Origin of the sequence: Candidatus Foliamicus sp. (assembly GCF_965221325.1) — a bacterium.
GTDB lineage: Bacteria > Pseudomonadota > Gammaproteobacteria > Steroidobacterales > Foliamicaceae > Foliamicus.
This window is the reverse complement of record NZ_OZ244880.1, coordinates 234,055-258,668: the sequence shown is the minus strand read 5'-3', so window position 1 is coordinate 258,668 and position 24,614 is coordinate 234,055. Positions and strand designations below refer to the sequence as shown.

20 protein-coding genes and 2 tRNA genes are annotated in these 24,614 nt (G+C 65.5%); 12 read left to right on the top strand and 10 right to left on the bottom strand.

Translation table 11 applies throughout. The features are described 5' to 3' along the window. Positions 1-30 precede the first annotated feature (30 nt). The 4 genes from ACWCOO_RS01215 to ACWCOO_RS01200 all read left to right on the top strand — a co-directional run bounded on the left by ACWCOO_RS01215 (position 31) and on the right by ACWCOO_RS01200 (position 1,683). Positions 31-756 carry a biotin--[acetyl-CoA-carboxylase] ligase gene (locus tag ACWCOO_RS01215; protein WP_446831155.1) on the top strand — a complete coding sequence of 242 codons (726 nt, stop codon included), beginning with the start codon at positions 31-33 and terminating at the stop codon, positions 754-756. Then, positions 753-1,538, top strand: a complete 786-nt coding sequence (locus ACWCOO_RS01210) for a type III pantothenate kinase (protein ID WP_446831154.1) — start codon at positions 753-755, stop codon at positions 1,536-1,538. Before ACWCOO_RS01215 ends, ACWCOO_RS01210 begins: the two co-directional genes overlap by 4 nt. Continuing rightward, a tRNA-Thr gene (locus ACWCOO_RS01205) sits at positions 1,529-1,604 on the top strand. The genes ACWCOO_RS01210 and ACWCOO_RS01205 overlap by 10 nt, the downstream gene beginning before the upstream one ends. Before the next feature lie 2 nt (positions 1,605-1,606). After that, positions 1,607-1,683: transfer RNA gene (locus ACWCOO_RS01200), tRNA-Met, on the top strand. 18 nt (positions 1,684-1,701) lie between these two features. Here the strand turns inward: ACWCOO_RS01200 and ACWCOO_RS01195 are convergent. The 4 genes from ACWCOO_RS01195 to ACWCOO_RS01180 all read right to left on the bottom strand — a co-directional run bounded on the left by ACWCOO_RS01195 (position 1,702) and on the right by ACWCOO_RS01180 (position 5,658). Then, complete coding sequence (locus ACWCOO_RS01195; RefSeq protein ID WP_446831153.1) at positions 1,702-2,592, bottom strand: DUF1838 family protein; 891 nt, start codon at positions 2,590-2,592, stop codon at positions 1,702-1,704. 44 nt (positions 2,593-2,636) lie between these two features. Further along, positions 2,637-2,840, bottom strand: coding sequence for a hypothetical protein (locus ACWCOO_RS01190; RefSeq protein WP_446831152.1), 204 nt, complete (start codon positions 2,838-2,840; stop codon positions 2,637-2,639). A 15-nt stretch (positions 2,841-2,855) separates the two neighbouring features. Beyond that, positions 2,856-4,106, bottom strand: coding sequence for a DUF1015 domain-containing protein (locus tag ACWCOO_RS01185; RefSeq protein ID WP_446831151.1), 1,251 nt, complete (start codon positions 4,104-4,106; stop codon positions 2,856-2,858). Positions 4,107-4,218: 112 nt separating this feature from the next. Beyond that, the gene (locus ACWCOO_RS01180; protein WP_446831150.1) at positions 4,219-5,658 is read right to left on the bottom strand and encodes a flavin monoamine oxidase family protein; all 1,440 of its coding nucleotides are present in this window, start codon (positions 5,656-5,658) and stop codon (positions 4,219-4,221) included. A 93-nt stretch (positions 5,659-5,751) separates the two neighbouring features. Here ACWCOO_RS01180 and ACWCOO_RS01175 point away from each other — a divergent pair, with 93 nt between their 5' ends. From ACWCOO_RS01175 to pyrE, 3 genes are read left to right on the top strand one after another with little or no spacing between them, the layout of a single operon-like run. Beyond that, positions 5,752-8,037 carry a bifunctional salicylyl-CoA 5-hydroxylase/oxidoreductase gene (locus ACWCOO_RS01175; RefSeq protein WP_446831149.1) on the top strand — a complete coding sequence of 762 codons (2,286 nt, stop codon included), beginning with the start codon at positions 5,752-5,754 and terminating at the stop codon, positions 8,035-8,037. Further along, positions 8,034-8,834 (top strand): enoyl-CoA hydratase family protein, encoded by an 801-nt coding sequence (locus tag ACWCOO_RS01170; protein WP_446831148.1) that lies wholly within the window; start codon positions 8,034-8,036, stop codon positions 8,832-8,834. The genes ACWCOO_RS01175 and ACWCOO_RS01170 overlap by 4 nt, the downstream gene beginning before the upstream one ends. Positions 8,835-8,849: 15 nt before the next feature. After that, positions 8,850-9,524, top strand: a complete 675-nt coding sequence (pyrE, locus tag ACWCOO_RS01165) for an orotate phosphoribosyltransferase (protein ID WP_446831971.1) — start codon at positions 8,850-8,852, stop codon at positions 9,522-9,524. Between the two features lie 130 nt (positions 9,525-9,654). On the opposite strand, the gene dut is transcribed toward pyrE, so the two are convergent. Together dut and coaBC are read right to left on the bottom strand one after the other, a co-directional pair. Next, positions 9,655-10,089 (bottom strand): dUTP diphosphatase, encoded by a 435-nt coding sequence (gene dut / locus ACWCOO_RS01160; RefSeq protein WP_446831970.1) that lies wholly within the window; start codon positions 10,087-10,089, stop codon positions 9,655-9,657. Between the two features lie 29 nt (positions 10,090-10,118). After that, entirely contained in the window at positions 10,119-11,354 is a 1,236-nt protein-coding gene (gene coaBC, locus ACWCOO_RS01155) for a bifunctional phosphopantothenoylcysteine decarboxylase/phosphopantothenate--cysteine ligase CoaBC (RefSeq protein ID WP_446831147.1), read from the bottom strand. A gap of 237 nt (positions 11,355-11,591) precedes the next feature. Here coaBC and radC point away from each other — a divergent pair, with 237 nt between their 5' ends. Further along, positions 11,592-12,266: a RadC family protein gene (gene radC / locus ACWCOO_RS01150; protein ID WP_446831969.1), complete on the top strand. Its 675-nt coding sequence runs from the start codon at positions 11,592-11,594 to the stop codon at positions 12,264-12,266. Between the two features lie 162 nt (positions 12,267-12,428). Here radC and rpmG read toward each other — a convergent pair whose 3' ends face one another. The 4 genes from rpmG to ACWCOO_RS01130 form a co-directional block, all read right to left on the bottom strand. Next, on the bottom strand, positions 12,429-12,584 hold the full coding sequence (rpmG, locus tag ACWCOO_RS01145) for a 50S ribosomal protein L33 (protein ID WP_446831146.1): 156 nt from the start codon (positions 12,582-12,584) through the stop codon (positions 12,429-12,431). Between the two features lie 23 nt (positions 12,585-12,607). Further along, complete coding sequence (rpmB, locus tag ACWCOO_RS01140) at positions 12,608-12,844, bottom strand: 50S ribosomal protein L28 (RefSeq protein WP_446831145.1); 237 nt, start codon at positions 12,842-12,844, stop codon at positions 12,608-12,610. 150 nt (positions 12,845-12,994) lie between these two features. Next, positions 12,995-14,398, bottom strand: a complete 1,404-nt coding sequence (locus ACWCOO_RS01135) for a sodium/proline symporter (RefSeq protein WP_446831144.1) — start codon at positions 14,396-14,398, stop codon at positions 12,995-12,997. After that, positions 14,391-15,803, bottom strand: coding sequence for a sodium/proline symporter (locus ACWCOO_RS01130; RefSeq protein ID WP_446831143.1), 1,413 nt, complete (start codon positions 15,801-15,803; stop codon positions 14,391-14,393). The genes ACWCOO_RS01135 and ACWCOO_RS01130 overlap by 8 nt, the downstream gene beginning before the upstream one ends. A gap of 57 nt (positions 15,804-15,860) precedes the next feature. On the opposite strand from ACWCOO_RS01130, the gene ACWCOO_RS01125 reads away from it, so the two are divergent. The 4 genes from ACWCOO_RS01125 to ACWCOO_RS01110 all read left to right on the top strand — a co-directional run bounded on the left by ACWCOO_RS01125 (position 15,861) and on the right by ACWCOO_RS01110 (position 24,541). Beyond that, on the top strand, positions 15,861-19,487 hold the full coding sequence (locus ACWCOO_RS01125) for a hydantoinase B/oxoprolinase family protein (RefSeq protein ID WP_446831142.1): 3,627 nt from the start codon (positions 15,861-15,863) through the stop codon (positions 19,485-19,487). A gap of 11 nt (positions 19,488-19,498) precedes the next feature. Beyond that, positions 19,499-21,856, top strand: coding sequence for an SLC13 family permease (locus tag ACWCOO_RS01120; RefSeq protein ID WP_446831141.1), 2,358 nt, complete (start codon positions 19,499-19,501; stop codon positions 21,854-21,856). 27 nt (positions 21,857-21,883) lie between these two features. Continuing rightward, entirely contained in the window at positions 21,884-23,101 is a 1,218-nt protein-coding gene (locus ACWCOO_RS01115) for an NAD(P)/FAD-dependent oxidoreductase (RefSeq protein ID WP_446831140.1), read from the top strand. Between the two features lie 114 nt (positions 23,102-23,215). After that, positions 23,216-24,541: a hypothetical protein gene (locus tag ACWCOO_RS01110; protein WP_446831139.1), complete on the top strand. Its 1,326-nt coding sequence runs from the start codon at positions 23,216-23,218 to the stop codon at positions 24,539-24,541. Positions 24,542-24,614: the final 73 nt, after the last annotated feature.

Below are 24,614 nucleotides of genomic sequence, written 5' to 3'. Positions count from 1 at the left end.
GAAACGCGGCGGCAAATCGCGAGCCTGGAGGTGCATGACTCGCTGCCCTCCACGAACGAAAGGTTGCTCAACACCTCCGTCCCATTACCGGACGGCAAACTGTCAGTGTGCCTCGCCAGCCATCAGAGTGCAGGCAAGGGGAGGGACGGAAAGAGTTGGCATTCGCCCCCGGGGGCAGGATTGCTGCTTAGCGTAGGCCGGGCGATGCCGCAGCCGCCGGACAGCTCGCTGGCGCTCGCATTGGGCGTCGCGGCAGCAGAAGCTCTGGAGGATTTCGTGGCCGTGAGGGTTCATCTCAAGTGGCCGAACGACCTCGTCGCGGTGGACAGGAAGCTGGGCGGCATTCTGGTCGAGAGCGCCTCGCGCGGCGGCGCCGGTCAAACCCTGATCGTGGCCGGCGTGGGCGTGAACATGCGGGTCACGGAGCAGCAGCAGCGCCGGATTGCCGAAGAAGGCGGCATGGCGGCCGCGGCGCTGGAAGAATGGCCGGGGAAGCATCCGCTTGAGCACCACGCGCTGGCCGCTTCGGTGATTGGGGCCTTTGCCGAAGTGCTGCAGCGCTACCCGCAAGAGCGATTCGCGCCCTGGATACAAGACTGGCGGCAGCGGGACTGGCTCAAAGGGCGGCGCATCGAAGCGCACCAGGGCGCCCAGGTGCAACGCGGCATGGCGGCAGGCGTGGATGCAGACGGCGCCCTGCTGCTCAAGCAGCCGGCAGGCAAGCATCGCATCCTCTCGGCGGAGATTCGCGTGTGAGCGGCGACGCGCGACTCCTGCTGATCGACATCGGCAACACTCGCGTGAAGTGGGCCTGGCAATCGAGCGCGCAGAGCGAAATGCAGGATCACGGCGCGCTCCCGAACGCCGCCGGCTTGGCCGAGCTGCCTTTCCTCTCGCAGGAAATCGATATGGTGGGGGTATTGGCCAGCAACGTGGGCGGACGCGAGCGCGAAGACGAGATAGCGAGCCTGATTCGCAAGCGCATGAATGCCGAAGTCGTCTTCGCGCGCCCTCAGCAAGAGATCTGTGGCGTCACGACTGCCTACGCCAAACCTTCGAGCCTCGGCACGGACCGCTGGAGCGCATTGCTCGCCGCGCATGCACTCGGACCGAACGCCTACTGCATCGTGGACGCGGGCAGCACCATCACCATGGACTTCCTGCTGCCCGATGGACAGCACCTGGGAGGCTACATCGCTCCGGGCCATGACATGAGCCTCAAGGCCATGGCGCAAGGCACGGCGCAACTCGCATCAAGGCTCAAGGAGTATTCCGGCGCCGCGCGAGATATCGCGCCCGGCACAAACAGCGCGCAGGCAATCGGCAAGGGCGTACTGGCTGCACAGATCGGACTGATTCGGCTGGGGATGGACATGCTCGAAGAAGCGGTGGGAAGTGCTCCGCGGCTGCTACTGACCGGCGGTGGCTCAGAGGCACTTCTGGCCACGAAAGCCCTGCCTCAGGCGGAGTTGATACCCGACCTTGTGCTGCGCGGTCTGACCGCGCTGGCGTTAGAATTGCGGCTCTGGCCGGAATAGCTCAACTGGTAGAGCATCCGCCTTGTAAGCGGAAGGTTGCGGGTTCAAGTCCCTCTTCCGGCACCAGTGGTGATGTAGCTCAGGTGGTTAGAGCGGCGGACTCATAACCCGCAGGTCGGTGGTTCAATCCCACCCATCACCACCAACCCCATCTCAGACCAGGCTAGCCGTAGGTGTCCTTGTACTCCTGTATGTAGTCGTGGTATTCCGTCCAGCTTTCCACGTCGAAGATTTGCGGCGCTTTGAGCTCCAGCGAGCGGCGGGCCGCGGACGGCAGTTCGTCCACGCTTGACAGCTTGGCGCCGTAAGCCCGGCCGTAACTGCGGCCAGCGTGCCCGCCCATGCCGACCCAGGGCCCCCAGCTCACCAGGTTCTGAAACTGGCAGAAGGCCGGCGCGTTGTCGATATTCGGGTTGGCCACGTCTTCGAGCTTGGCGGCATGCACAAACAGTGAGTCCCAGTAGTGAACGGGCCCCGGAGACTCCTTCGGCCACTTGTCCGGATCGAAGGGGCTGGGGTAGGAAAAGTGCGAGGCGACGGGCACGAACACCAGGCCGCCATAGGTTTCCATGCGCAGAGCGTCAGGATGCACCGTGGCCTCGGGCGGCGTCTCTACGCCGTCGGGACCGAGCTTCACGTTCAGGGGGCCGCCGATAAACGTCCACGGTTCCCGGACTTCTCCGGTGATCGGATTTTCCCAGGATTCCAGCACTTCATCGGTATCGAACCTGCAATAGACGCCGGCCTCGAACACCTTGAATGCGTACTGATTGTTGTCGAGCGGACTGCACAGCGTGACATTCAGGTTGTTCATTGTGAAAAGGGGCTGGAGATTGCCGCTATGCATGTAGGCATAGAGGTGAAGGCGGTAGAACTTGTAGACCTTTTCCTCCACCGCCGATCCGGACACCTTGGCGCGCACTCGGGCGCGCACGGCCGGATCTTCGAGGTCCAGCGCCGGCGTGGCCGCTGCGGCAGACAGGACACCGCTCGTCATTGCGGCTCCGGCGCCAGCCAGCAGCGCCTCACGGCGCGTTACGTTGAATTTACCCATGCTTCCCTCCTCTTTGTTCACAGGTCTTGTGCCGCATCGGCGGACTATTTCATGGGATTGTTCTCGTCCATGAATGCGCCGTCCACCAGCGTCACACCCTTTTCCTTCGCCTTTGCGATCATGGCCTTGAGCGCCACGCCGCGCACGAAACCGGGAATCTGCGAGATAAACGGTACGCAGTCGGCGGCGAATTGCACTTCCTCGTCGATCGCATTGGCTTCCGCCAGTATGGTTTGGTCGTCGGACATCTTCGGTTACCTCCTTCAGTTCCAACTATAGGCCAGCAGCCCATCGGCGAGCTTGGGCTCGAACCAGGTCGATTTGGGCGGCATGATTTTGCCGGCGCCTGCCACGTTCATAAGGTCTTCCATGGGTGTGGGACAAAGCGCAATCGCCACCGCGGCAGCGCCGCTGTCCACCCGCCGCTCCAGCTCTTCAAGCCCGCGCGCGCCGCCCACGAAGTCGATCCGCGAATCGGTGCGGGAATCATTGATGCCCAGCAGCGGCGCCAGCAAATGCTCGCCCAACAAGCTGACATCCAGGCGGCCCACCGGATCGCCCTCGGGAGCCAAGCCCGGGCGCAAACGAATGATCCGCCAGTCGCCGCTCAGATACACGCCGAATTCGCGCGCGCGTTCAAGGCGCGGGGCCCCATTCGAGGACGCAACCTCGAAGCGCTCTTTCAGCGCCTCCAGGAAACTGCGCGGGCTATGTCCGTTGAGGCTGGAAACCACACGGTTGTAATCAAGTATGCGCAGCTCCTCGGCCGGGAATGTGGCGCCGAGCAGCCACTGGGCCGCGTTGCAGGCCGAATAAGCGGCGGCGGCCCGGGCGCCCGCCGCAACGCGGTGGTGTCCATCGGCAATGAACAGCTCGCCCAGTTCCGCGACTGCTTGGGTAATGCGCGCCACAGCCTCCGCCTCGCGCACTGCCCAAATGCTGTGGCTGGTCACCGCCCCTCCTTCGCTGAGCTCGGCATGGCAGTCCGGCTCGGCCTGCGCCGCGCCTTCGATTACTGCCGCCAAGTCGTCATGCCGGCGATGCGCCAGCATCACGAGACCGGTTTGCGCCTGCAACGCCTGAATCAACAGCGCGCGGTCGGTTTCCTTGTCCGGGCGGGTCAGTTCATGCCTGCGCAGAGTGCCGGCACGGTAGCAGTCCACCGACACCAGCAGGACCAGGCCGGTTTGCGTGTGCGAACTGCTGGCGACCCGGTACACGTAGTAGGCCGGCTGCGCATCGCGGGCGATCACGCCGCTGGCCATGAACGCATCAAGCGAGCGGCGGGCCTCGGCGTAGCGGGCCTCGGCACTCGGCCGGGCGCCAGCGGGCATGGCCGCTTCGGGAAGCGAAAGGCGCAGAAAATCGTGCGGACGCGCAGCAACCCGGGCGCGGGCTTCATTGGCGCTCACCACATCGTAAGGCGGAGCAATCGTCGCTGCCGCCTTGCCGCTGCCCGGGCGCAAGGCGGCAAAAGGCGCTACGCGAAAGCCGGAGGCTTGTTCAGCGGCCATGGGTGTATTTCGCTTCAAACGGCTGCAGGCAACCCGCGCTGGCGGCGCAAGCCGGTTCCACGCAGGCTAGCAGCGTGTCGTGCCAATGCGGCTCCACAGCCTTGACGTGGCGTCAGATCAAGTCAAGCACTTCGAAGGCCACGCGGTCGCCGGACTCCAGCGCGCCTTCCATGCCGCGATTGGCCTGGGCCGTATGCTCGCCGCAAAAGTGAACCCGCCCATGCGGCTTGCCGACATGCGCGGCAAACTGCGTTACCTGGCCCGGCTGCCACACCGCCCAGTCACCGGCCGCATGCGGATCGTTGTACCAGGAGTGATAGGCCGCCACCTCAAGCTGGCCCTTGGCCGCCGGCCGCAGCCGCTCGATATCGGCCACGATGCGCGCGGCCGCCTCCTCATCGGGAAGCTTGTCCATTTCCACGGCCAGCGGCCCGCGCGTCCAGGAGGTCAGACTGGTCACTTCCTCGGGCGTTTCGCCCTTGTGTTCGGCAAGGATCATGCCGGCCAGGGAATCCGTCCACATGCTCGGCGCCATGCCGTCGTCCTCCCAGAACGGCCGCTTGGCGATCAGGTGGAGCTGGTTGAGGATTTGCGAGTCTATGCTGCGCGCGGCCTCGGCCTGCAAGCCTTCAAGCGCCGGCTCTATGGCCAGATTGCGCAGCAGCGAGCAGGGCAGGGAGCAAACGACCCGATCGGCGCGATGCAGGCTGCCGTCCTCGCAATGCACGTCAACGCCGGAACCGGTATCGGTGATGCCGGTCACGCGCCGCCCTAGCTGAACCTCGTTGGTCAGGGACTCGGCCATGGCTTCGGGTACCGACTGGTTGCCGTTCACGGCCGTGTATGCGGAGCCGCCGTCAGGCCCCGTAAAGCCTTGCTGAGCCGCGGCGAATCGCATCGCGAACAGCACCATGGCGGCGGACACTTCGTCGGCGTTGTTGCCCCAGCCGGGGTTGTTGTTGTAGCAGAGGTCCACGACCGCGTCGGTCTCGCCCTGGCCCGTCAGGTATTCGCGCATCGAAACGTCGAGGTGCGCGTAATCCGGCGACAGCCAGTCGGAAGGGCTGGGATAGGGGTTGTTCATGATCATCTTCATCGGCAGATAACCCCAAGGCATCATCTGACGCGCTTGCTCCGGCATCACGTTAAGCGCATGCTCCGGCCACTCGGCGGCCGGAATGATCTGCCCGCCCAGAGCCAGTTCACGCTGAGCGAAGAATTCACGGACGGTGTCCAGGTTGACCAGCCCCACGCCGAGCTCCTGCACTACCTGCATGAGGCGCGCATAGCCGGCGCCGAAGCTGGTGCCGCCGGCTTCCGGCGAGCCGGGAATATGGCGGTAGGACAGTATGCGCCCGCCCACCCGGTTGCGCGACTCCAGCACCGTAACCCGCTGGCCTTCGGCTTCGAGCAGCCGCGCCGCCTGCAAACCGGACAAGCCGGCGCCGATCACGACCACATCGCTACGCGTTGTGGGCTGCCGCCCGCAACCTGCCACCACGGCCGCCGCCGCGCCGATGCCCATGAGTGCTTCGCGCCTATTGAACTGCATCGTGATCTCCCGCCTTTGCCTGCCAATTCGAGGCCAGAGTATAAGGCCCTGCGCACGCATCGCGCCGCCGGCCCAAGCGGATAAACTGGCGCCATGCGTATCTTGATCGCGGGCGGCGGACCCACGGGGCTGTACCTGGCCATTTCCATGTTGCGGCGTTCCCCGAAGCACCGCGTGACCGTCCTCGAACGCAACCGCGCGGACGACACCTACGGCTGGGGCGTGGTGTTCTCCGACGCGACGCTTGAAAACCTGACCGAAAACGACCCGAAAACCGCACGCGAGATTCGTGGAAGATTTACGCATTGGGACGACATCGAAGTGCACTTTCGCGGCCGCAAGCTGGTGTCCGGGGGACACGGTTTCTGCGGAATCGGACGCAAGCGGCTGCTGCGCATACTGCAGCGCCGGGCCGCCGAGCTGGGCGCCGAGCTTCGCTTCGAGACCGAGGCCGAACCCGACCTGAACCGCTACCGGGACTATGACCTCGTGGTGGCCACGGACGGCATCAACAGCCGCTTCCGCCAGGCTTACGCGGCGCACTTCGATGTGGAAATCCAAAAGCGCACCAACTGCTTTCAATGGCTGGGAACCCGCCGCCACTTCGAAGCCTTCAATTTCATTTTCAAGGAGTTGGCGGAGGGATGGATCTGGGCGCACGCCTATCGGTTCGAGAACGGCCTGTCCACTTTCATTCCGGAGTGCGGGCCGGATACCTGGCAACGGCTGGGCTTCGCCGAGATGGGCCAGGAACAAAGCTGCCGGATATTGGAGAAGATCTTCGCCCGGCATCTCGACGGCCATCGCTTGATGAGCAACGCCGCCCACATCAAGGGCCACGCCTGGCTCAACTTCAGCCGCGTCCACTGCGAAAAATGGCGCTACCGCAACCTGATCCTGGCGGGCGACGCCGCGCATACGGCGCATTTCTCCATAGGCTCCGGAACCAAGCTGGGGCTCGAAGACGCGATCGAACTGGCCGACGCGCTCAACAGCGGCGGCGCAACCGACCAGGCGCTTCAGGAATACGAGGAGAGCCGGCGGCTTGAGGTGATCAAGCTGCAATCGGCGGCGCGCAATTCCACCGAGTGGTTCGAGCAGGTGCCCCGCTACACGCGCTTCGCGCCCCAGCAATTCAATTACTCGCTGCTGACCCGCAGCCAGAGGGTAAGCCATGAGAACTTGAGGCTGCGCGACCCGGCATGGCTCAAGCGCATGGAACGCTGGTACAGCCACCGGGCCACCGGCAGCGCGCGGGCCGTGGCGCCCATGTTCGTGCCCTTCGCCATCAAGGGCCTGGAGCTGCCCAACCGCGTGGTGGTGGCGCCGATGGACATGTATAGCGCCGTGGACGGCACCGTGGGCGACTTTCACCTCGTGCATCTTGGGTCGCGCGCGCAGGGCGGGGCCGGGCTCGTCTTTACCGAAATGAGTTGCGTATCGCCGGAAGGCCGCATCACCCCCGGCTGCGCGGGTGTCTATCGCCGCGAGCATGCGCAAGCCTACCGGCGCATCGTGGATTTCGTGCATAGCCACAGTCAGGCGCGCATGGCGCTTCAGATCGGGCACTCGGGCCCCAAGGGGTCCACCAAGCTGATGTGGGAAGGCATGGACGAGCCGCTGGATTCCGGCAACTGGGAGATCATCGGGCCCTCCGAACGGCGCTACCGCAGAGGCGGGCAGTTGGCGCGGCCCATGACGCGCGCCGATATGGATCTCGTCATCGAGCAGTTCCGCGAGGCAACCCGGCTTGGCCTGGAGGCGAACTTCGACTGGCTGGAACTGCACTGCGCGCATGGTTACCTGCTTTCCGCGTTCATCACCCCGCTGTCCAACCGCCGGCGCGACGCTTATGGAGGCACGCTGCGCAACCGGCTGCGCTACCCGCTGGAAGTGCTGGAGGCCGTGCGCGAAGTCTGGCCGCAGGAAAAACCGCTGTCGGTGCGCATTTCCGCCACCGACTGGGTGGCCAGCGGGGTTACTGCGGAAGAAGCGGTGAAAATAGCCCGAGCGATGACAGAAGCGGGCGCGGACATCATCCACGTTTCCGCGGGCCAGACTTCGACCCGCGCGAGGCCGGTGTATGGCCGCATGTTCCAGACTCCATTCTCGGACCGGATTCGCAATGAAGCCGGGGTGCCCACCATTGCGGTGGGCAACATCTACGAAACCGATCACGTGAACAGCATCCTGGCGGCAGGGCGCGCCGACCTCTGCGCCCTGGCCCGGCCCCACCTCAGCGATCCCTATTGGACTCTGCGCGCGGCAACGACTCTGGGCCATTCACGCCAGGACTGGCCCATACAATACCTGTCCGGCAAAGAGCAGGCGGAACGCTTGGCGTTGCGCGCGGCGGCCCTGCAGGAAGCGAACATATGACCCACGCCCCGGAGCATTTCCTCATGCAACGGCACGGAAGCGTGGCCGTCATTACCCTCAATCACCCGGAACGCAAGAACCCGCTCACCTTCGATTCTTATGCGGAGCTGCGCGACACCTTCGGCGCGCTCGACCACGCCAGCGGGGTGGGCGCGGTGGTGATACAGGGCGCCGGCGGCAACTTCTGTTCGGGTGGCGATGTGCACGAGATTATCGGACCGCTGCTGGAAATGGACGGAGTGTCGCTTCTGCGTTTCACCCGCATGACCGGCGATCTGGTCAAGGCCATGCGGCACTGCCCGCTGCCCATCGTGGCGGCCATCGACGGCGTTTGTGCCGGCGCCGGCGCAGCAATCGCCATGGCGGCGGATTTGCGGGTAGGCACGACGCGCAGCCGCACCGCGTTTCTGTTCGCCCGCGTCGGGCTGGCCGGCTGCGACATGGGCGCTTGCGCCCTGCTGCCGCGCATCATCGGCCAGGGACGGGCCACCGAACTGCTGCTGACCGGCCGCTCCATGTCCGGCGAGGAGGCGCATCAGGTGGGCTTCTTCAACCGCCTCGAGAGCCCGGATACGCTGCTGGATGCGAGTCTGGAATGGGCGCAGGAGTTGGCGTCCGGCCCCAATTTTGCGCACGCCATGACCAAGAATCAGCTTAACAGCGAATGGGATATGCCGCTGGAGTCGGCGCTGGAAGCCGAGGCGCAGGCACAGGCCATCTGCATGCACACGGAAGACTTCCGACGCGCATATTCGGCTTTCGTAAAGCGCGAGAAACCGCGGTTTCATGGCAACTGACCCGCAATGAGCGCGCTGCGCCCCGGCCAGGAAGAATTGCTGCGGCTTGCTCTCGACACGGGCGCGTTGCTGTTCGGCGACTTCACAACCAAGGCCGGGCGCGAAACGCCCTACTTCTTCAACTCCTCGAAGCTGTCCACGGGCCGCGGGGCATGGGTGGCCGGACAAGCCCTGGCCGAAGCGGCGGCCACCTCGGGATTGCGATTCAACATGCTTTTCGGAGCCGCCTACAAGGGCATTCCGCTGGTTGCGCTTACCGCACTGGCGCTCCAGCAGGGACATGGGCTGGACGTCGATTTCGCCTACAACCGCAAGGAGGTCAAGGCGCATGGCGAAGGCGGCGCGGTAGTCGGCGCCCCGCTGCAGGGCAAGGTTCTGATCGTGGACGATGTGCTCACTGCGGGCACTTCGGCGCGAGAAGCCATCGAGTGGGTCCGTAGCGCAGGCGCCGAGCCGGTGGGTTTACTGCTGCTCCTGGACCGCCAGGAACGCGGCTCAGGCCAGCGCAGCGCAGCGGCGGAACTGGCCGAACAACACGGGCTTGCCGTATGCAGCGTGTTTGGACTGGACAGCCTGCTCAGCGCTCTGCGCGCGGCCGGTCTGGACCGCGGGCAGCTCAAGCGGGTGGAGAACTACCGTAAAGAATACGGTACGCCGAGTCTGACCAACCCGCTCGATTTACCAACTTGATACCCAACTACCTGGTTCCGGAGCTGTTCATGAACGAATTGCTTGCCGTGCTTTGCCGCTCGAGACTTTGACAGCGTAGGATTGCCGACGATGGCGCTCCACCGCGCCGCATCCAGCCCAGTTTTGCGGGTCAGCGGCTGCCGGTGTGTCCGAAGCCTCCGGCGCCGCGGCGGGAAGCGGCGAATTCCTCCACTACCTCGAAGCGGGCGCGGGTTATGGGCAGCACCATCAACTGCGCCACGCGCATCCCGTCTTCGAGCACGAAGGGTTCGCCGCCACGGTTCCAGCACGACATCATGATTTCGCCCTGGTAGTCGGAATCGATCAGGCCGACGAGATTTCCCAACACCACGCCGTGCTTGTGACCGAGGCCGGAGCGCGGCAGGATCACGGCGGCCAGACCCGGATCGGCGATGTGCAGCGCTATACCGGTATGCACGAGCTGCGTCTCGCCGGGGTGCAGAGTTAGGGGTGCATCCAGGCAGGCGCGCAGATCCATGCCGGCGGAACCTTCCGTGGCATAGCGAGGGGGGTGTGCCTTCGCGTTGAGAATGCGCAGTTGTATCGGAACGCCGGCCTGCGCCACCGGCTGTTTCACCGCGCCGCGCTCCCGGTGCGCAGCAACGCGACCTTGTCCAGGCCGCGACGTTCGGCAATCAGGCGCACCAGCCGCTGCGCCAGTTCGCTCTTCGTGCATTGCTTGATGTGCTCGCCGCCGCCTTGCCAGACCACCCAAGCCGATGTTTCCACGTCGCCGAAACCGCGGCCATTGCCGACCTGGTTGCCTACGATCATGTCAACGCCCTTGGCCTTGAGCTTGCTCCGCGCCTGTTCCTCCACGCGCTCCGTTTCGGCAGCGAATCCGACCAGAAACGGCGGGTTGGGAAGCTTCGCAACCGAAGCCAGCACATCGGGAGCCGGCTTGAGTTCCAGCCAGGCAGGCTCATTGCTGCGCTTCTGCTTGGCGGAGCTGTACCGCACCGGCGAATAATCGGCCACCGCCGCACAGGCGATGAAGATGTCGCAGTCTCGCGTCCGTTCCATCACCGCCCCCAGCATGTCCTCGGCGGTCACAACGTCCACCCGCTCCACCCCGGGAGGCGTGATCGCCACCGTGGGACCAGCCACGAGCTCCACGCGGGCGCCCGCGCGCGCTGCCGCCCCTGCCAGCGCAAAACCCATGGCGCCCGTGCTGTGATTGGAAAGGTAGCGCACCGGATCGATGGGCTCCTGGGTGGGACCGGCGGTGATCAATACCCGCTGCCCGGCCAGCGCACTGGAAGAATCCACCAACTGCGACACAGCGGACACGATGGCGGGCACACTGCTCATGCGCCCTTCCCCCACATCCCCACAAGCCTGCTCGCCGCTTTCGGGCCCTACCAGGGTAACTCCGCGGCCGCGCAGCGTAGCGCAGTTCTGCTGTGTGGCCGCATGGCTCCACATGTTGCGGTTCATGGCCGGGGCTACCAGTAGCGGAGCCGTGGAAGCCAGGCACACTGTGCTCAGGAGGTCGCCGGCCTCGCCGCGCGCCAAACGGGCAAGCACGTTGGCGGTGGCCGGCGAAATCACGATGCAGTCGGCCCAGCGCGCCAATTCGATATGGCTCATCGCCGCCTCCGCCGCCGTGTCCCAGAGTCCGGTGCGGGCAGGCATTCCCGTTACCGCCTGCATCAACAGTGGCGAAATGAGCTGTGTTGCGCCCTCGGTAAGAAGCGCGCGAACCTCGGCGCCCTGCTCGCCCAGTCGCCGAGCAAGTTCCGGTGCGCGGTAGGCGGCAACGCTGCCGCTCACGCACAACAGTATCTTCTTGTCCGCCAGGTTATTCATGCGAAATACCCATTATCCCCGCAAAATGCGTGAACAGCAGATCCAAAACTCCGCAAACGCGCCGCCATTCGGTATTTTCCGGCGCGCCGCCGAGCGGCAAACTCGCACAAATGGCCGGCTCAAGGATTAGCCCCGCAACAGGAAAGCGCAAGCCAGCAGCAACGCTTGTTCCCTCGCAATGCGATAGGCCTGCATGGAATCAGCCGCACGCTGGCAACCGGCACCCACTGGTGCAGTATGCGCGTTAGCCAATGGCCCCGAGGTCAGCGCCCGCGAGAGCGTCTCCTGGCGGGCGGCGCGGACAGCCTGTCGGACGCGGACCTGCTCTGTATCCTGATCGGCTCAGGAACGGCCGGCCTCTCGGCGCCGGAATTGGCGCAAGATCTGCTGATGCGTTTCGGCGGACTGCGAGGCATCCTTGCCGCCACGCCGCGCGAACTTGGTCAAGTGCGCGGAATCGGCTCGGCCAAGGCAGCCATACTGGCGGCGGCGCGGGAATGCTCTACGCGGGCGCTCAAGGAAAAGATCGCTGCCGGGCGCCAACTGCGCAATTCTTCGGACAGCGAACGCTTCCTGCTGGCGCGGTTGCGCGACCGGCGCTACGAAACCTTCTGCTGTCTGTTTCTGGATTGCCGCAACCGGGTTCTGGCGTTCGAGGAAGTCTTCCACGGCACGCTGGACAGCGCCATGGTGTATCCCCGCGAGATCGTTCGCCGCGCCATGGAAAGAAACGCTGCCGCCGTGATCCTGGCCCACAACCATCCATCGGGCGTAGCTGAGCCGAGTCAGGCCGACCACCTGATTACGCAGCGCATTCGCAAGGCCCTGGAGCTGATCGATGTGCGTGTGCTCGATCACTTCATCGTGGGGCACGACGGCTGCGCCTCGCTGGCGCGGCTCGGCGCGCTGTAAGGCGGGAAGTCGCCGCGTTCCCTTCGGAAGCCTTCAAGCAGCCGGCAACCAAGCGCAGCCGGCAACCAAGCGACCGCCGCTTTCGAGGCGGAAGTGTCCTGGTTGGGGGAAGCTGGACGGCTGGCGCGCGGGGTGATCGGTGCACCCCGGACCCGGGGGCAGCTACTTGATCTTGGCTTCCTTGTAGACCACGTGCTTGCGTGCGCGCGGGTCGTATTTCTTCACCTCCATCTTCTCGGGATGCGTCCTGCGGTTCTTGGTGGTGGTGTAGAAATGGCCGGTTCCGGCGCTGGATACAAGTCTGATCTTCTCTCTCATTGCTGCGCTCCCCGCCTACGGCCCTAAACGCGCTTGCCCGCCGCGCGCAGTTCCGCCAGAACGCTGTCAACGCCATCGCGGTCGATAATCTTCAGACCCTTGCGCGAAACCCTGAGCCTTACGTAGCGCTTCTCGCTTTCCACCCAGAAGCGATGGGTATGCAAGTTGGGCAGGAAACGGCGGCGGCGCTTGTTATGCGCATGCGAAACGGTGTTGCCCGACATGGGGCCCTTCCCGGTTACCTGACATACGCGCGACATGACTTGCTCCTCAGCAATCGCCGAATGGGCGCGCATTTTATCGCAGTATGCGGCGAATGGCGTCGGAACTCGCAAGCCTCGCGTATCGCGCCCCCTTCGACGGCTAAAGCTTGTTGGGTGGATAGCGCGCTTGCCACCCCGCCAACGGCGTCATTCGACGCGGCGCGACCCCCAAACCGCGATCGTCATCGTGACCATCAAGGGGAGCAACCGCTCAGCCCAGTCGCCCGGCGTGTTCTCCTGCCAATTCAGCAGCACGGTAAACAGAAACCCGCACGCCAGCACCGCCAGCGCCCAGGCCGGCCGCACCCGCCGGCGCAGCACCGCCATGACCACCAGCGGCGCAAACGAGGCGCCGAGTGCATGCCAGGCGAACAACACACGCGAGAAAATGGCTTCGGGCGCATACAGGGCGATCAGAGTGGCGCCCACGGTGATGGCCGTAACCACCAGGTAGGTGAACTTGAGGTTTCTTGCGCTGCGCTCGATTTCCAGCCGCCAATCGCGCGAAGCCGCCGCCGCGCCGGCCAGCAGTTGACTGTCGGCCGTGGACATAATGGCGCTCAGCACGGCTGCGATCACCAGGCCCGCGAGCACCGGCGGCAAAAGCCTGTCCGCGGTCTCGAACAATACGCCTTCGGCGTTACCCAGTTCCCCGAAAAGCGTTCGGCCGGCAATGCCCAGCGCCGTCATGCCGGACAGCACCAGCACGATCCACGCCATCGCAATAATGCGTCCCTGGCGGATGGCGCGCTCGTCGCGGGCGGCCATGAACCGATTCACGACATGCGGCTGTCCGGGCTGAGCCAGGCCCACCGACAGGCAGCCCACCACGAAACCCAAAGCCGCAATGCCACCATTGGCAGGCGTGAGACGGAAAGCCGCAGCGTCCGAAGCCAGGGATGGGGTCGATGCTTCCGCTTGCCCCAGGGCGAGCAGCGCAACGACCGGAAGCAGCGCGGCCACCAGGGCCATCAACAGGCCCTGCAGCGTGTCGGTCACGCTCACGGCGACGAAACCGCCCAGCAGCGTGTAGCCGAGAATAACTGCAGCGCCAAGAACAATGCTCGTGTCCGCATCAAGTCCCAGAGCTTCGCTGAAGGCGTGGCCGGCCGCCTGAAACTGTGCCGCGACGTAAAACACGAAAGAAACCAGGATGATGAGCGAAGCGACTTTGCGCGAGACTCGCCGCAGGAGATCGTCGCCGTCGCCCAGAAGCAATTCGGTGAGCGTTAGCGCGCCGCTGCTTTCGGCCATTTCGCGTAGCCGAGGCCCGATCCAGAACCAGTTAATCGCGTAGCCGAGAATGACCCCGCCGCACAGCCATACCGCGGGAGGGCCTTCGAGAAAAGCGAAACCGCTGACGCCGAGCAATGTCCAAGCGGAGGCGGCGCTCGCCGAGGAGCTGATCGATGTGACCCAGGCGCCGATGCGCCGGCCGCCCAGGAAGTATTCGCCCGGGTCCTGCGAACGGCGGTATGCCCACAGGCCTATCCCCAGCAAGACCACCTTGTAGGCAATCAGCGTAACGATAACGGTTGCGTCGCTAGTCATCGGCTTGAGACAAGCGACGCGAACCGGCCACGGCGATGCTCACGGTCACCATCATCGGCAACAGCCGCTCGGCCCAATCACCGGGCGTGTCGGGCAACAAGTGCAGCGCCACGGTGAAGACAGAACCGCATAGGAGCACGGCCAGCGCATAAGTGGATTCCACGCGCCTGCCCAGCGCCGCCATGAACACCAGCGGAGCGAAGGAGGCGCCCAGTACGTGCCAAGCGAAAAGTACTCGCAGAAATATCGACTGCGGCGCAAACAGGGCGATCAGGGTGGCGGCCGCGGTAATCGCGACCACCGCCGCATAAGTGGTTTTGAGTCCTGCCGTGCGGCGCGCCCGCTCAAGGCTCCAGTCGCGCGACACGGCCGCCGCCCCTGTCAGTAGCTGGCTGTCCGCGGTGGACATGATGGCGCTCAACACGGCCGCGATCACGAACGCCGCCAGCGCCGGCGGCAGCAACCGCTCGGTAGCCACGAAGAACAGATTTTCCGGGTTGCCGATGTCGGAGTAGAGCACCCGTCCGGCCAGACCCAGCACCACCATTCCCGTGAACACCACGAGCACCCAGACCAGCGCGATGATCCGTCCCTGGCGCACGGCGCGTTGATCGCGGGCCGCCATGAAGCGATTGGCCACGTGAGGCTGTCCCGGCTGCCCCAGCCCCACGCACAGCGAACCGGCCAGAAAACCCACGGCTGCCAGACCGGCCTGTGGCGGCGCCAGGCTGAACGGCTCGCCCGCCACGCTGAACATTTGGTTGGTGCCGGCAATGACCACCAGAGCAAACATCACGACCACCGGTAACAGAAGCGAAACCAGCAGCATCAGCAAGCCCTGCAGACTGTCGGTAAGGCTCACTGCAAGGAAACCGCCGAGCAGCGTGTAGGCGAGTATCACGCCGGCGCCGAGCAGAATGCCGGACTCCACCGATATGCCCAGCGAGCCTTCGAATGCGTTGGCGGCGGCCTGAAACTGCGAGGCCACGTAGAACGTGAAGCACACCAGAATGATGACCGAGGCGGTGCGGCGAGCCAGGCGCGCCGCGGGGTCGCTGCCCCCCAGCAGCAGTTCGGTGAGCGTCAGAGCGCCGCTGCGCTCCGCCGCGCTGTTGATCCGCGGCGCCACCCAGCACCAGTTCAGCACATAGCCCGAAACAGCGCCTGCCGCCAGCCAAATTCCGGGCGGGCCTAGCGCGTAAACGAAACCGCTTATGCTCAGCAGCGTCCAGGCCGAGGTAGTGCTGGCCGACGCGCTCAGCGAAGTCACCCAGGCGCCGATGCGCCGACCGCCCAGCAGGAAATCGCCCTGATCGCGTGTGCGCCGGCGTGCCCACAAACCCATCCCCAGAAGGACGGTCTTGTAGAGAATCAGGGTAACGACAACAGTGGTGGCGCTATTCATCCGCTGGAGGCCTCGGTCCGTTTCGGCGGCAACTATAGCGCGGCATACAATCGGAACATGCCTGGATGGCGGTTCTGGATCGATCGCGGTGGCACGTTCACCGACGTGGTGGCCCGCACTCCGCAAGGCCGGTTGAAAGTGCGCAAGCTGTTGTCGGAGGACCCGGCCCGCTATGCGGACGCGGCAGTGCATGCCATCGGCTCACTGTTGACCGAGACCCCCGATCCGGCGCAAGTCCGAGACCTCAAGATAGGCACTACGGTAGCCACTAACGCCCTGCTCGAAAGGCGCGGTGAGCCGGTCTTGCTGGTCATCACCCGCGGCTACGCGGATGCGTTGCTGATCGGCTACCAGAACCGACCGAAGCTGTTTGATCTCCGCATCAGCCGCCCTGCGCCCCTCTACACGGAAGCGCTCGAAGCCGACGAGCGCATCAACGCTGCGGGAGAAATACTCGCGCCGCTGGACACCGGGGCGCTGATGGACGGTCTGCGCGCGGCGCGCAGCGGGGGCTTGAAGGCAGCCGCAGTCTGCTTCATGCACTCCTGGCGCAACCCCGAACACGAGAGACTGGCCGGTGAGTTGGCCGTGGAAGCCGGCTTCGAGCAGGTGTCGCTCTCACACGAAGTGTCGCCGCTCATCAAGCTGATAAGCCGCGGCGACACCACGCTGGTGGATGCCTATCTCTCGCCGGTGCTGCGCCGCTACATCGAGGGCCTGCGCAAAGGCTTGCGCAGCAGCCGGGTTGCGCCGCGCAACCTTGCCTTCATGCAGAGCAACGGCGGGCTGGTCGATGCCGGACGCTTCCGCGGCAAGGACGCTATCCTGTCCGGCCCTGCCGCCGGCGTGGTGGGCGCGGCGCGCACTGCGCAGCAGGCCGGCTTCGAGAAGCTGATTTGCTTCGACATGGGCGGCACATCGACCGATGTGGCCCTGTATGCCGGCAACTACGAATATGTGACTCACAACGAAATCGCCGGTGTGCGCTTGAGGGCGCCCATGCTCAAGGTGCACTCGGTTGCCGCCGGCGGCGGCTCGCTGCTCGAGTTTCGCGCCGGCAGACTCGTGTCCGGGCCGGCATCCGCGGGCGCGCACCCGGGACCGGCCTGCTACCGCAACGGCGGGCCCTTGACCGTAACCGACGCCAATCTGCTGCTGGGCCGCATCCACCCGGAACTGTTCCCGCGAGTGTTTGGCGCCGATGGTCTGCAGGGACTGGACATTGAGGCGGCCCGTGCCGGTTTCGCCAGGCTGGCGCGCCAGGTGCAGGCAGACGGCGGGGGAGCAATGAGCGCCGAGCAGGTGGCCGAAGGGTTTCTGCGCGTGACTAACGACCAGATGGCCGCCGCCATCGAAAAGATTTCGGTACAGAGAGGCGAGAACCCGGCCGAATTCGCGCTGTGCTCGTTTGGCGGCGCCGGCGGTCAGCATGCCTGCGCCATCGCCGACGAGCTCGGCATGGACACTGTGCTGCTGCATCCGCTCGCCGGCGTACTGTCGGCCTTGGGGCTGGGTTTGGCGCCCTTGCGCGCATATCGGCAGGAGGCCGTCGAGCAAGCACTGGAGGCGGAACTGCTCGCGCACTTGCAGACGCGCTATTCGAAGCTGGACCACCAATGCCGCAACGAATTGCTCGGCGCCGACATTTCGCCCGACAACGTGTCTTTCGAGCGAATTGCCGAGATTCGCGTGGCGGGTTCCGATTACGCGCTCTCGATTCCGTTCTGCCCGCAGCAATCGAGCCTTGACGCGATCGGCAAGCAGTTCGCGACGGCCCACCGGGCGCGTTTCGGCATCGAACCACCGGGAAAGCAGCTCGTGGTCGAAGCGATCCGCGTGCAGGCCGGCGGCGAAACCGGCGAGCAATACCGTTTCGAGGATCAGGACGAAATCAGCGGCTCGGCGAAACCCGCGCCATACCTCGAAACGCAAACCCTGTTCGACGGGAAGCGACACACAACGCCGGTTTACCAGCGCGCGGGTATCGCTCCCGGCGCATCGATAACGGGCCCCGCCATCATTGCCGAGGAGCATGGCACCACGGTGGTGCCGCCGGGCTGGCAGGCCGCCGCGCGGGCCACGGGCCACCTGGTTCTGACGCGCCAATCCGGGCGGCAACAAGGGACCAAAAATCCAGCGCAGCCGGACCCGGTGCTCCTGGAAGTGTTCAACAACCGCTTCATGCATATTGCCGAACAAATGGGCGCTGTGCTGGAAAACACGGCGCACTCGGTGAACATCAAGGAGCGCCTGGATTTTTCCTGCGCGCTGTTCGACGCCGAAGGCGAACTGGCGGCGAACGCGCCCCACATGCCCGTGCACCTCGGCTCCATGGACGCAAGCGTCAAGGCTGTGCTCAAGGCGCGCGGCAACGGCCCGCGGCGAGGCGAGGCGTACCTGGTCAACGCGCCCTATAACGGCGGCACCCATCTGCCCGATCTCACCGTGGTCTCGCCAGTTTTCCTGGGCGGCGCCAAGAATGCGCAGTTCTTCGTGGCGTCGCGCGCCCATCACGCCGACATCGGCGGCATAACCCCGGGATCGATGCCGCCGGACAGCCGCCACATCGAAGAAGAAGGCGTGCTGTTCGACAGTTTCCTTCTGGTTTCCGGTGGCCGCCTGAAGGAACGCGAGCTGCTGAAAGCGCTGCGGGCGGGCCCCTGGCCGGCCCGCGACCCGGCCCGCAACCTTGCCGACCTCAAGGCGCAGCTTGCCGCCAATGCCAAGGGCATGAGCGAACTTGAGGCGCTAGTGAGCCGCTACGGGCAGAACACCGTGCGCGCCTACATGACGCATGTTCGCGATAACGCCGAAGAATCGGTACGCCGCGTCATCGACCGGCTGAAAGAAGGCGCCTTCGCTTGCGAGATGGATGGAGCGGAGCGCATCGCAGTGGCCATCCGCATCCACCGCAAGGAGCGCGAAGCGGTTCTCGATTTCAGCGCTTGCAGCAGTCAGTCCCCAGGCAACTTCAACGCCCCGTCGCCCATCGTCCGCGCCTGTGTGCTCTATGTGTTCCGAACGCTGGTGGGCGCCGGCATTCCAATGAACTCGGGCTGCATGAAACCGCTGCGCCTGATACTCCCCGAGGGCAGTCTGCTCAACCCGCGCTGGCCCGCGGCCGTGGTGGCCGGCAATGTCGAGACCTCGCAGTGCGTGGTGGATGCGCTGTGCGGGGCGCTGCGCGTGATGGCGGCCTGTCAAGGCACGATGAACAACGTTACTTTCGGCAACGAACGCTATCAGTACTATGAGACCGTATGCGGAGGCAGCGGCGCAGGCCCGGACTTCGATGGCGCGGCCGCGGTACACACACACATGACCAATTCACGGCTCACCGATCCCGAAGTGCTGGAACTGCGCTACCCGGTGCTGTTGCGCGAGTTCCGGCGGCGTCCGGGCAGCGGCGGCAAGGGCCGGCGGCAGGGCGGCGACGGAGCGGTGCGCAGCATCGAATTCCTGGAACCCATGGAACTGGCGCTGCTGGCCAACCGGCGGCGCGTTGCGCCGTTCGGGCTGGACGGAGGCGAAGCCGGCGCCGCAGGCCGGGCGCAAGTATTTCGCGTCGATGGTCAGGTAACGGCGCTCGGCGCCTGCGACCGAACCCGCGTAGGCGCCGGCGATCTGTTCGTGCTCGAAACGCCGGGCGGCGGAGGCTACGGCGCGGCCCGGGACACGGCATAAGGTAAGCGCCAATGTTTGATATTGCGCTGGTTATCACGATCCTCGTGATCTCCCTGGTCCTGTTCGTGACCGAGGCGCTACGGATGGACATCGTGGCCTTGCTGGTGGTAGGTGCGCTGGCCCTCACCGGACTGGTCACGCCCGGCGAGGCAGTGGCCGGCTTCAGCAACGAGGCCGTGATAACGCTGTGGGCCATGTTCATCATCAGCGAGGGCCTGCTGCGAACCGGCGTGGGCGAGCTGATCGGCCAATACGTGCTGCGCATATCGGGGCACAACGAGGGAGCGCTGGTAGCCGTCATCATGCTTGCATCGGGCGGCCTGTCGGCCTTCATGAACAATATCGGCGTGGCGGTGCTGATGCTGCCGGTGGTCATGGGACTGGCGCGCCGCGCCCGTGTGCCGCCGTCGCGGCTGCTCATGCCGCTTTCTTTCGGCTGCCTCCTGGGCGGGCTCACGACTCAGATCGGCACGCCGCCAAACCTGCTGGTTTCCGCGGCCCTCGCGGATCAGGGAACCGACAGCTTTCAACTGTTCGATTTTCTACCGGTTGGCGGCGCCGCGCTGCTGGCAGGCGTCCTGTTCTTCGTACTGTTCGGGCGCCGTCTGCTGCCCACGCATGAGGCGGGCGAGTTCGACCGCACGCCCAGTCAGCGCAATCTGCGTGCGCTCTACGGCCTGAGCGATTTCATGTTCACGGTCTCGCTGAGCGCGCAATCGAAGCTTGCCGGACGGACGCTGGCCGACAGCCGCATCGCCGCGCTGGGCCTGGTGATCATCGCAATCGAGCGCGGCCGCCGCATCCTTCGGCTGCCCTCCAGGCAAACAGCTCTGAAGGGCCGCGACCGGCTGCTGGTGCAGGGCCGGCGCGACCATATCGAAGAGCTGCGCGCCTGGCAGGCGGTGATCGACAAAGGAGAAGCCGTGGCCGCCACCCTGCCGATGACCGAGCATCTGCGCATGGTGGAAGTGCGGGTCGCGCAGGGCTCGCCGCTCCTCCAGGCGCCCGTCAACCGCCAGGAACTGCAAGTGAAGACGCGCGGGCTGGCCATTGCCTTGCGCCGCGGCGGCAGGGTAGTGCGCTCCGGCCTCGGCCGCTTGCCGCTACGGGCCGGCGACCACCTGCTGCTCCAGGGCCTGGTGGACACCGCCGACCTGGCGCGCCGGCTGGACGAGTTCGATGAGGTGGTGGAACTCGACGAAACCACGGTGGAGCAACTCTACCGTCCCGATGAGCGGGTCATAAGCCTGCGCATTCCCGCCGGCTCGCCGCTGGTGGGCGCAGCCTTCGCGCGTACGCGCCTGGCCGAAGCGCTCGAATTCCGGCTGCTGGCGATCAGCCGCGGCGAGGAGGTGCATTTCATCCCGGGGCCCGATGAAGTGTTTCGCGAAGACGACCGACTGCTCCTGCAAACGCGCAGCGAAGACCTGGAAACGCTGCGCGCCGTGCAGGAATTGCAGATCGAAGAGGAGATGACGCCCGCCTTGAATCTCTACGCGTCCGAGCGACTGGCTACCGAGGAGGTAACGCTGGCGCCGCTGTCCGACCTCGACGGACGCACGGCGGCTGAAATGGGCTTCAACGAGAAATACGGGTTGGAACTCGTGGCCGTGCGGCGCGCGGGCGAAACGCTGCATACCGACCTGCAAACGGAACGGCTCAATTTTGGGGACGCCTTGCTGCTGGTCGGCCCCCGCAGCAACCTGCGCCGCCTGGCCGGCGACCCTTCGTTCGTCGAGGTTACTCCCTTCGTGCCCCGCCGTCCTCGCAAGCGCTACGCGGGGTTGGTGCTGATCGGCGTGGTGGGCGCAGTGCTTTCCGGCTGGCTGCCGATTTCGATCGCGGCCCTGATCGGCGCCACGTTGATGGTGCTGATCCGTTGCCTCAGTATGGAAGAGGCCTACCGGGCCATCGACTGGCGCGCCGTGTTCCTGATTGCCGGCATGCTGCCGCTGGGTGCGGCCCTGGACAATACCGGCGCCGCGCGCCTGCTGGCCAGCACCGCGGTGGAGGTGCTCGGCAACCTGGGACCCTGGTACGTGATCGGGGGGCTCTACCTGGTTACGGCGCTGGCCACGATGATCGTGCCCACGGCCGCCTTGGTGGTGTTGATGTCGCCGGTAGTGTTGTCGGCCAGCGCATCGCTGGGCATTGCGCCCACCACCGCGATGATGGCGATGGCCATGGCCGCTTCCGCCAGCTTCGCGAGTCCCATTTCACACCCTGCCAACATCCTCATCATGGGCCCGGGGAACTACCGCTTCCGCGATTACATACGCGCCGGCATACCTCTGACCCTGATCGTCTTTCTCGTGGTGATGCTGGCGCTGCCGATTTTCTGGCCGCTGCAGCCGGCCGCTGCAGGATAGTCCGGGCCTGCCGGTGCATAAACTCCCATGAACGAGTCGGTATTGATCGTGGGCGGCGGCCAGGCGGCGGCGCAACTGATCGTCTCTTTGCGGCTGGGCGGCTATGCGGGGCGCATCAGTCTGGTCAGCGAGGAGCAAATCTGCCCGTACCAGCGTCCACCGCTGTCCAAGCAATTCCTGGCGGGCAAAATGGAAGAGAGTCGGCTGCTGCTGCGGCAGCCGGAGTATTACGATTCCAAGGGCGTTGAACTGCGGCTAGGACAGCGCGTGGTGGCCATTGATCGGCAGCGCAAGGTAGCCGCGCTCGACAACGGCGAGGCGCTGGCCTACGACTGGCTGGTGCTGGCCACCGGCAGCCGCCTGCGGCGCCTGGAGGTGCCCGGCGCCAACCTTCCCGGTGTGCATTACCTGCGCTCGCTGGCCGACTCCAGCCGGTTGCGCAAAGAACTTGCGCCGCACCGCCGAATCGTGATCGTGGGGGGCGGCTATATCGGACTGGAAGTGGCTGCCACCGCCCGCAGCGCCGGCGCGGAGGTTACGGTGCTCGAAGCCATGCCGCGGGTGATGAGCCGCGTGGCAAGCGCCCAGGTAACGGATTGGCTGACCGACCTGCACCGTCAGTTCGGGGTGCGCATTCACACCGGCGCCAAGGTACGCAGTTTTACCGGCGCGCGGCGCGTCGAAGGCGTGGAGACCAGCGGCGGGAGCTTCCCTGCCGACGCGGTCGTGGTGGGCGTCGGGGTGCGGCCCGCTACGACCCTGGCGCAGGCCTGCGGCCTGCCCGAACAAGACGGCATACGCACCGACGCCCACTGCCGTACCCAAGACCAGGCGGTCCTCGCCGCCGGCGATTGCGCGCGCACCGAAAACACGCTGCTGGGAACCGCCGTGCGTCTGGAATCCGTGCAGAACGCCATAGATCACGGACAGGTGGCGGCCTCCGTGATCCTCGGCAAACCCAAGCCATATTCCGCCGCACCGTGGTTCTGGTCCGACCAGTACCAGGCCAAGCTGCAAATCGCGGGCCTGGCGGCGCCAAACGATGCAGCGGTGCTGCGGGGCGATCCGGGGTCGGGCGCTTTTTCAGTGTTTCGGCTGCGCGATGGGCTATTGAGCGCGGTCGAAGCCGTATCCAACCCCCGCGATTTCATGGCCGGCAAGAAACTGATCGCCGCGCAAGCGGCCCCCGACCCCAACCTGCTTGCCGACGAGAGCGTGCCTCTCAAGGACCTGCTCAGGTCCTGACTCAGCTTGCAATGCGGGGAACTGGCGCCCTGTCCGCGCCAGCCGGTGTATTGCCTCGAACACGCACGATTTCATGCTTGATGCAGCGCTCCGCTAAGGCGCAGGATTGCGACCATGGACTCGCCACTTGCCGGCGGCGGTGAGCGCGCGCAGCTCGCCACCGCACTGGCGGATATTGCCGTGCGCGCGGAAAGTCAGCCGGAGCTCTGGCGCGGCTACTTCGAGCGCCTGCTCAGCGGCCGCACTATCGGACCATTGCCCTTCGACGCCGCACACACTGCAGAGCCGCGACATGCCATCGCCGGCCAATGCGCGCTTGCCCTCAAGGCGCCGGACGACGAGCAGCCGGGTCGGAACAACGCGGCGCTGCAGGAGTTGCGCGTGGGCGTTGCCGGCCTCAAGGGGCAGGATGTGGCACTGGGCGTTGATTTGTCGGGATTTCCCGCGCACCGGTTCGGCGCATGGCTGACAGAGGTGACGTCCGAATTGAAGGCGATGCGCGACGCAGGCGACGCGCCGGCCTACATCGCCTTGTCTCTGCGCGCGGAACACGCGGGAAGCGCAGCCCTGATGAAGGCGGCGGCCGGCGACAACCTGGCAGGTTTCGGCGTGGTTCTGCGGGTGGGCCCGCAGAGTTTCGGCGCGCAGGCGCAGTGGCCCGAACTGGTTGACGCAAGCCACCGGGGCGCGGTCGAACTGGTGCTATGCCGCGAGCGGGCGCCGCTTACCGACCTGGTCGGCAAGGAAACGCCCGACGCCGTGATGCCCCTGAGCCTGTTCGAGGCGCCGGCTGGCACCGCCTGGTTGGGCATGCAGTTCGACTTGAGCACGATTCCGGTGGAGCAGATCGAACGAGGCGTGGGGCACCTGAAGAAGCTGGTGCGCGTGGGCGTTCGGCTGGCTGACAACCTGATCGATTGCGTTTCCTGGCCCTCGGGCCGGCTGCGCGCCGACGCCCGCGCCAACCGCCGTCTGGCCGCACACGTAACCGGAATTGGCGACCTGGCGCTGCGGCATGGCATGAACCCCGAACAACCGTCCACGGTGGCGATCATCCAGCGGTGGTTGCGGCTGTTCAAGCGCCAGTTGCTGCGCGAATCCTTGCGCCTGGCTGGCGAGCGCGGCCCCTACCCGGCCCTGGATGCGGGCCAGTTGGTGCAAGCGCTAACGCCGCGTTACGGCGCCGACCGCGCCGACCGCATCATCGCGCAACGCAGCCCACGCCACCGTCAACTCCTGGCGCTATCGCCGTATTGCGTACTGCCGCGCAAACCCACGACTATACCGGCAAGCGCCTGGCTGAATCTACTGCCCGTGGTGCGCGTTGCCGACAACCTGACCATGCACGGAAGCGAGGCGAGGGCACTGCTGGACCGCGCCGATTACGAACGACTGTTGCGCCGTACATGGGCTCTCAGTGGGGTCGGACCGCTGGACTGAAAGACCGGCGAAGCGCGCTATCCGGCTGCTACCATAGCGGTTTCGCTGCAGCCGCAAGGCTCGCTGGAGTTTG

Excerpts from the sequence above, each read along its gene's own strand:
- ACWCOO_RS01185 (WP_446831151.1), bottom strand. The coding sequence starts at position 4,106 with ATGGCCGCTGAACAAGCCTCCGGCTTTCGCGTAGCGCCTTTTGCCGCC.
- ACWCOO_RS01170 (WP_446831148.1), top strand. The coding sequence starts at position 8,034 with ATGACCCACGCCCCGGAGCATTTCCTCATGCAACGGCACGGAAGCGTG.
- coaBC (WP_446831147.1), bottom strand. The coding sequence starts at position 11,354 with ATGAATAACCTGGCGGACAAGAAGATACTGTTGTGCGTGAGCGGCAGC.
- ACWCOO_RS01195 (WP_446831153.1), bottom strand. The coding sequence starts at position 2,592 with ATGGGTAAATTCAACGTAACGCGCCGTGAGGCGCTGCTGGCTGGCGCC.
- ACWCOO_RS01175 (WP_446831149.1), top strand. The coding sequence starts at position 5,752 with ATGCGTATCTTGATCGCGGGCGGCGGACCCACGGGGCTGTACCTGGCC.
- ACWCOO_RS01135 (WP_446831144.1), bottom strand. The coding sequence starts at position 14,398 with ATGACTAGCGACGCAACCGTTATCGTTACGCTGATTGCCTACAAGGTG.
- ACWCOO_RS01120 (WP_446831141.1), top strand. The coding sequence starts at position 19,499 with ATGTTTGATATTGCGCTGGTTATCACGATCCTCGTGATCTCCCTGGTC.
- ACWCOO_RS01115 (WP_446831140.1), top strand. The coding sequence starts at position 21,884 with ATGAACGAGTCGGTATTGATCGTGGGCGGCGGCCAGGCGGCGGCGCAA.
- ACWCOO_RS01180 (WP_446831150.1), bottom strand. The coding sequence starts at position 5,658 with ATGCAGTTCAATAGGCGCGAAGCACTCATGGGCATCGGCGCGGCGGCG.
- ACWCOO_RS01125 (WP_446831142.1), top strand. The coding sequence starts at position 15,861 with ATGCCTGGATGGCGGTTCTGGATCGATCGCGGTGGCACGTTCACCGAC.
- ACWCOO_RS01130 (WP_446831143.1), bottom strand. The coding sequence starts at position 15,803 with ATGAATAGCGCCACCACTGTTGTCGTTACCCTGATTCTCTACAAGACC.
- rpmG (WP_446831146.1), bottom strand. The coding sequence starts at position 12,584 with ATGAGAGAGAAGATCAGACTTGTATCCAGCGCCGGAACCGGCCATTTC.
- ACWCOO_RS01190 (WP_446831152.1), bottom strand. The coding sequence starts at position 2,840 with ATGTCCGACGACCAAACCATACTGGCGGAAGCCAATGCGATCGACGAG.
- radC (WP_446831969.1), top strand. The coding sequence starts at position 11,592 with ATGCGCGTTAGCCAATGGCCCCGAGGTCAGCGCCCGCGAGAGCGTCTC.
- ACWCOO_RS01110 (WP_446831139.1), top strand. The coding sequence starts at position 23,216 with ATGGACTCGCCACTTGCCGGCGGCGGTGAGCGCGCGCAGCTCGCCACC.
- rpmB (WP_446831145.1), bottom strand. The coding sequence starts at position 12,844 with ATGTCGCGCGTATGTCAGGTAACCGGGAAGGGCCCCATGTCGGGCAAC.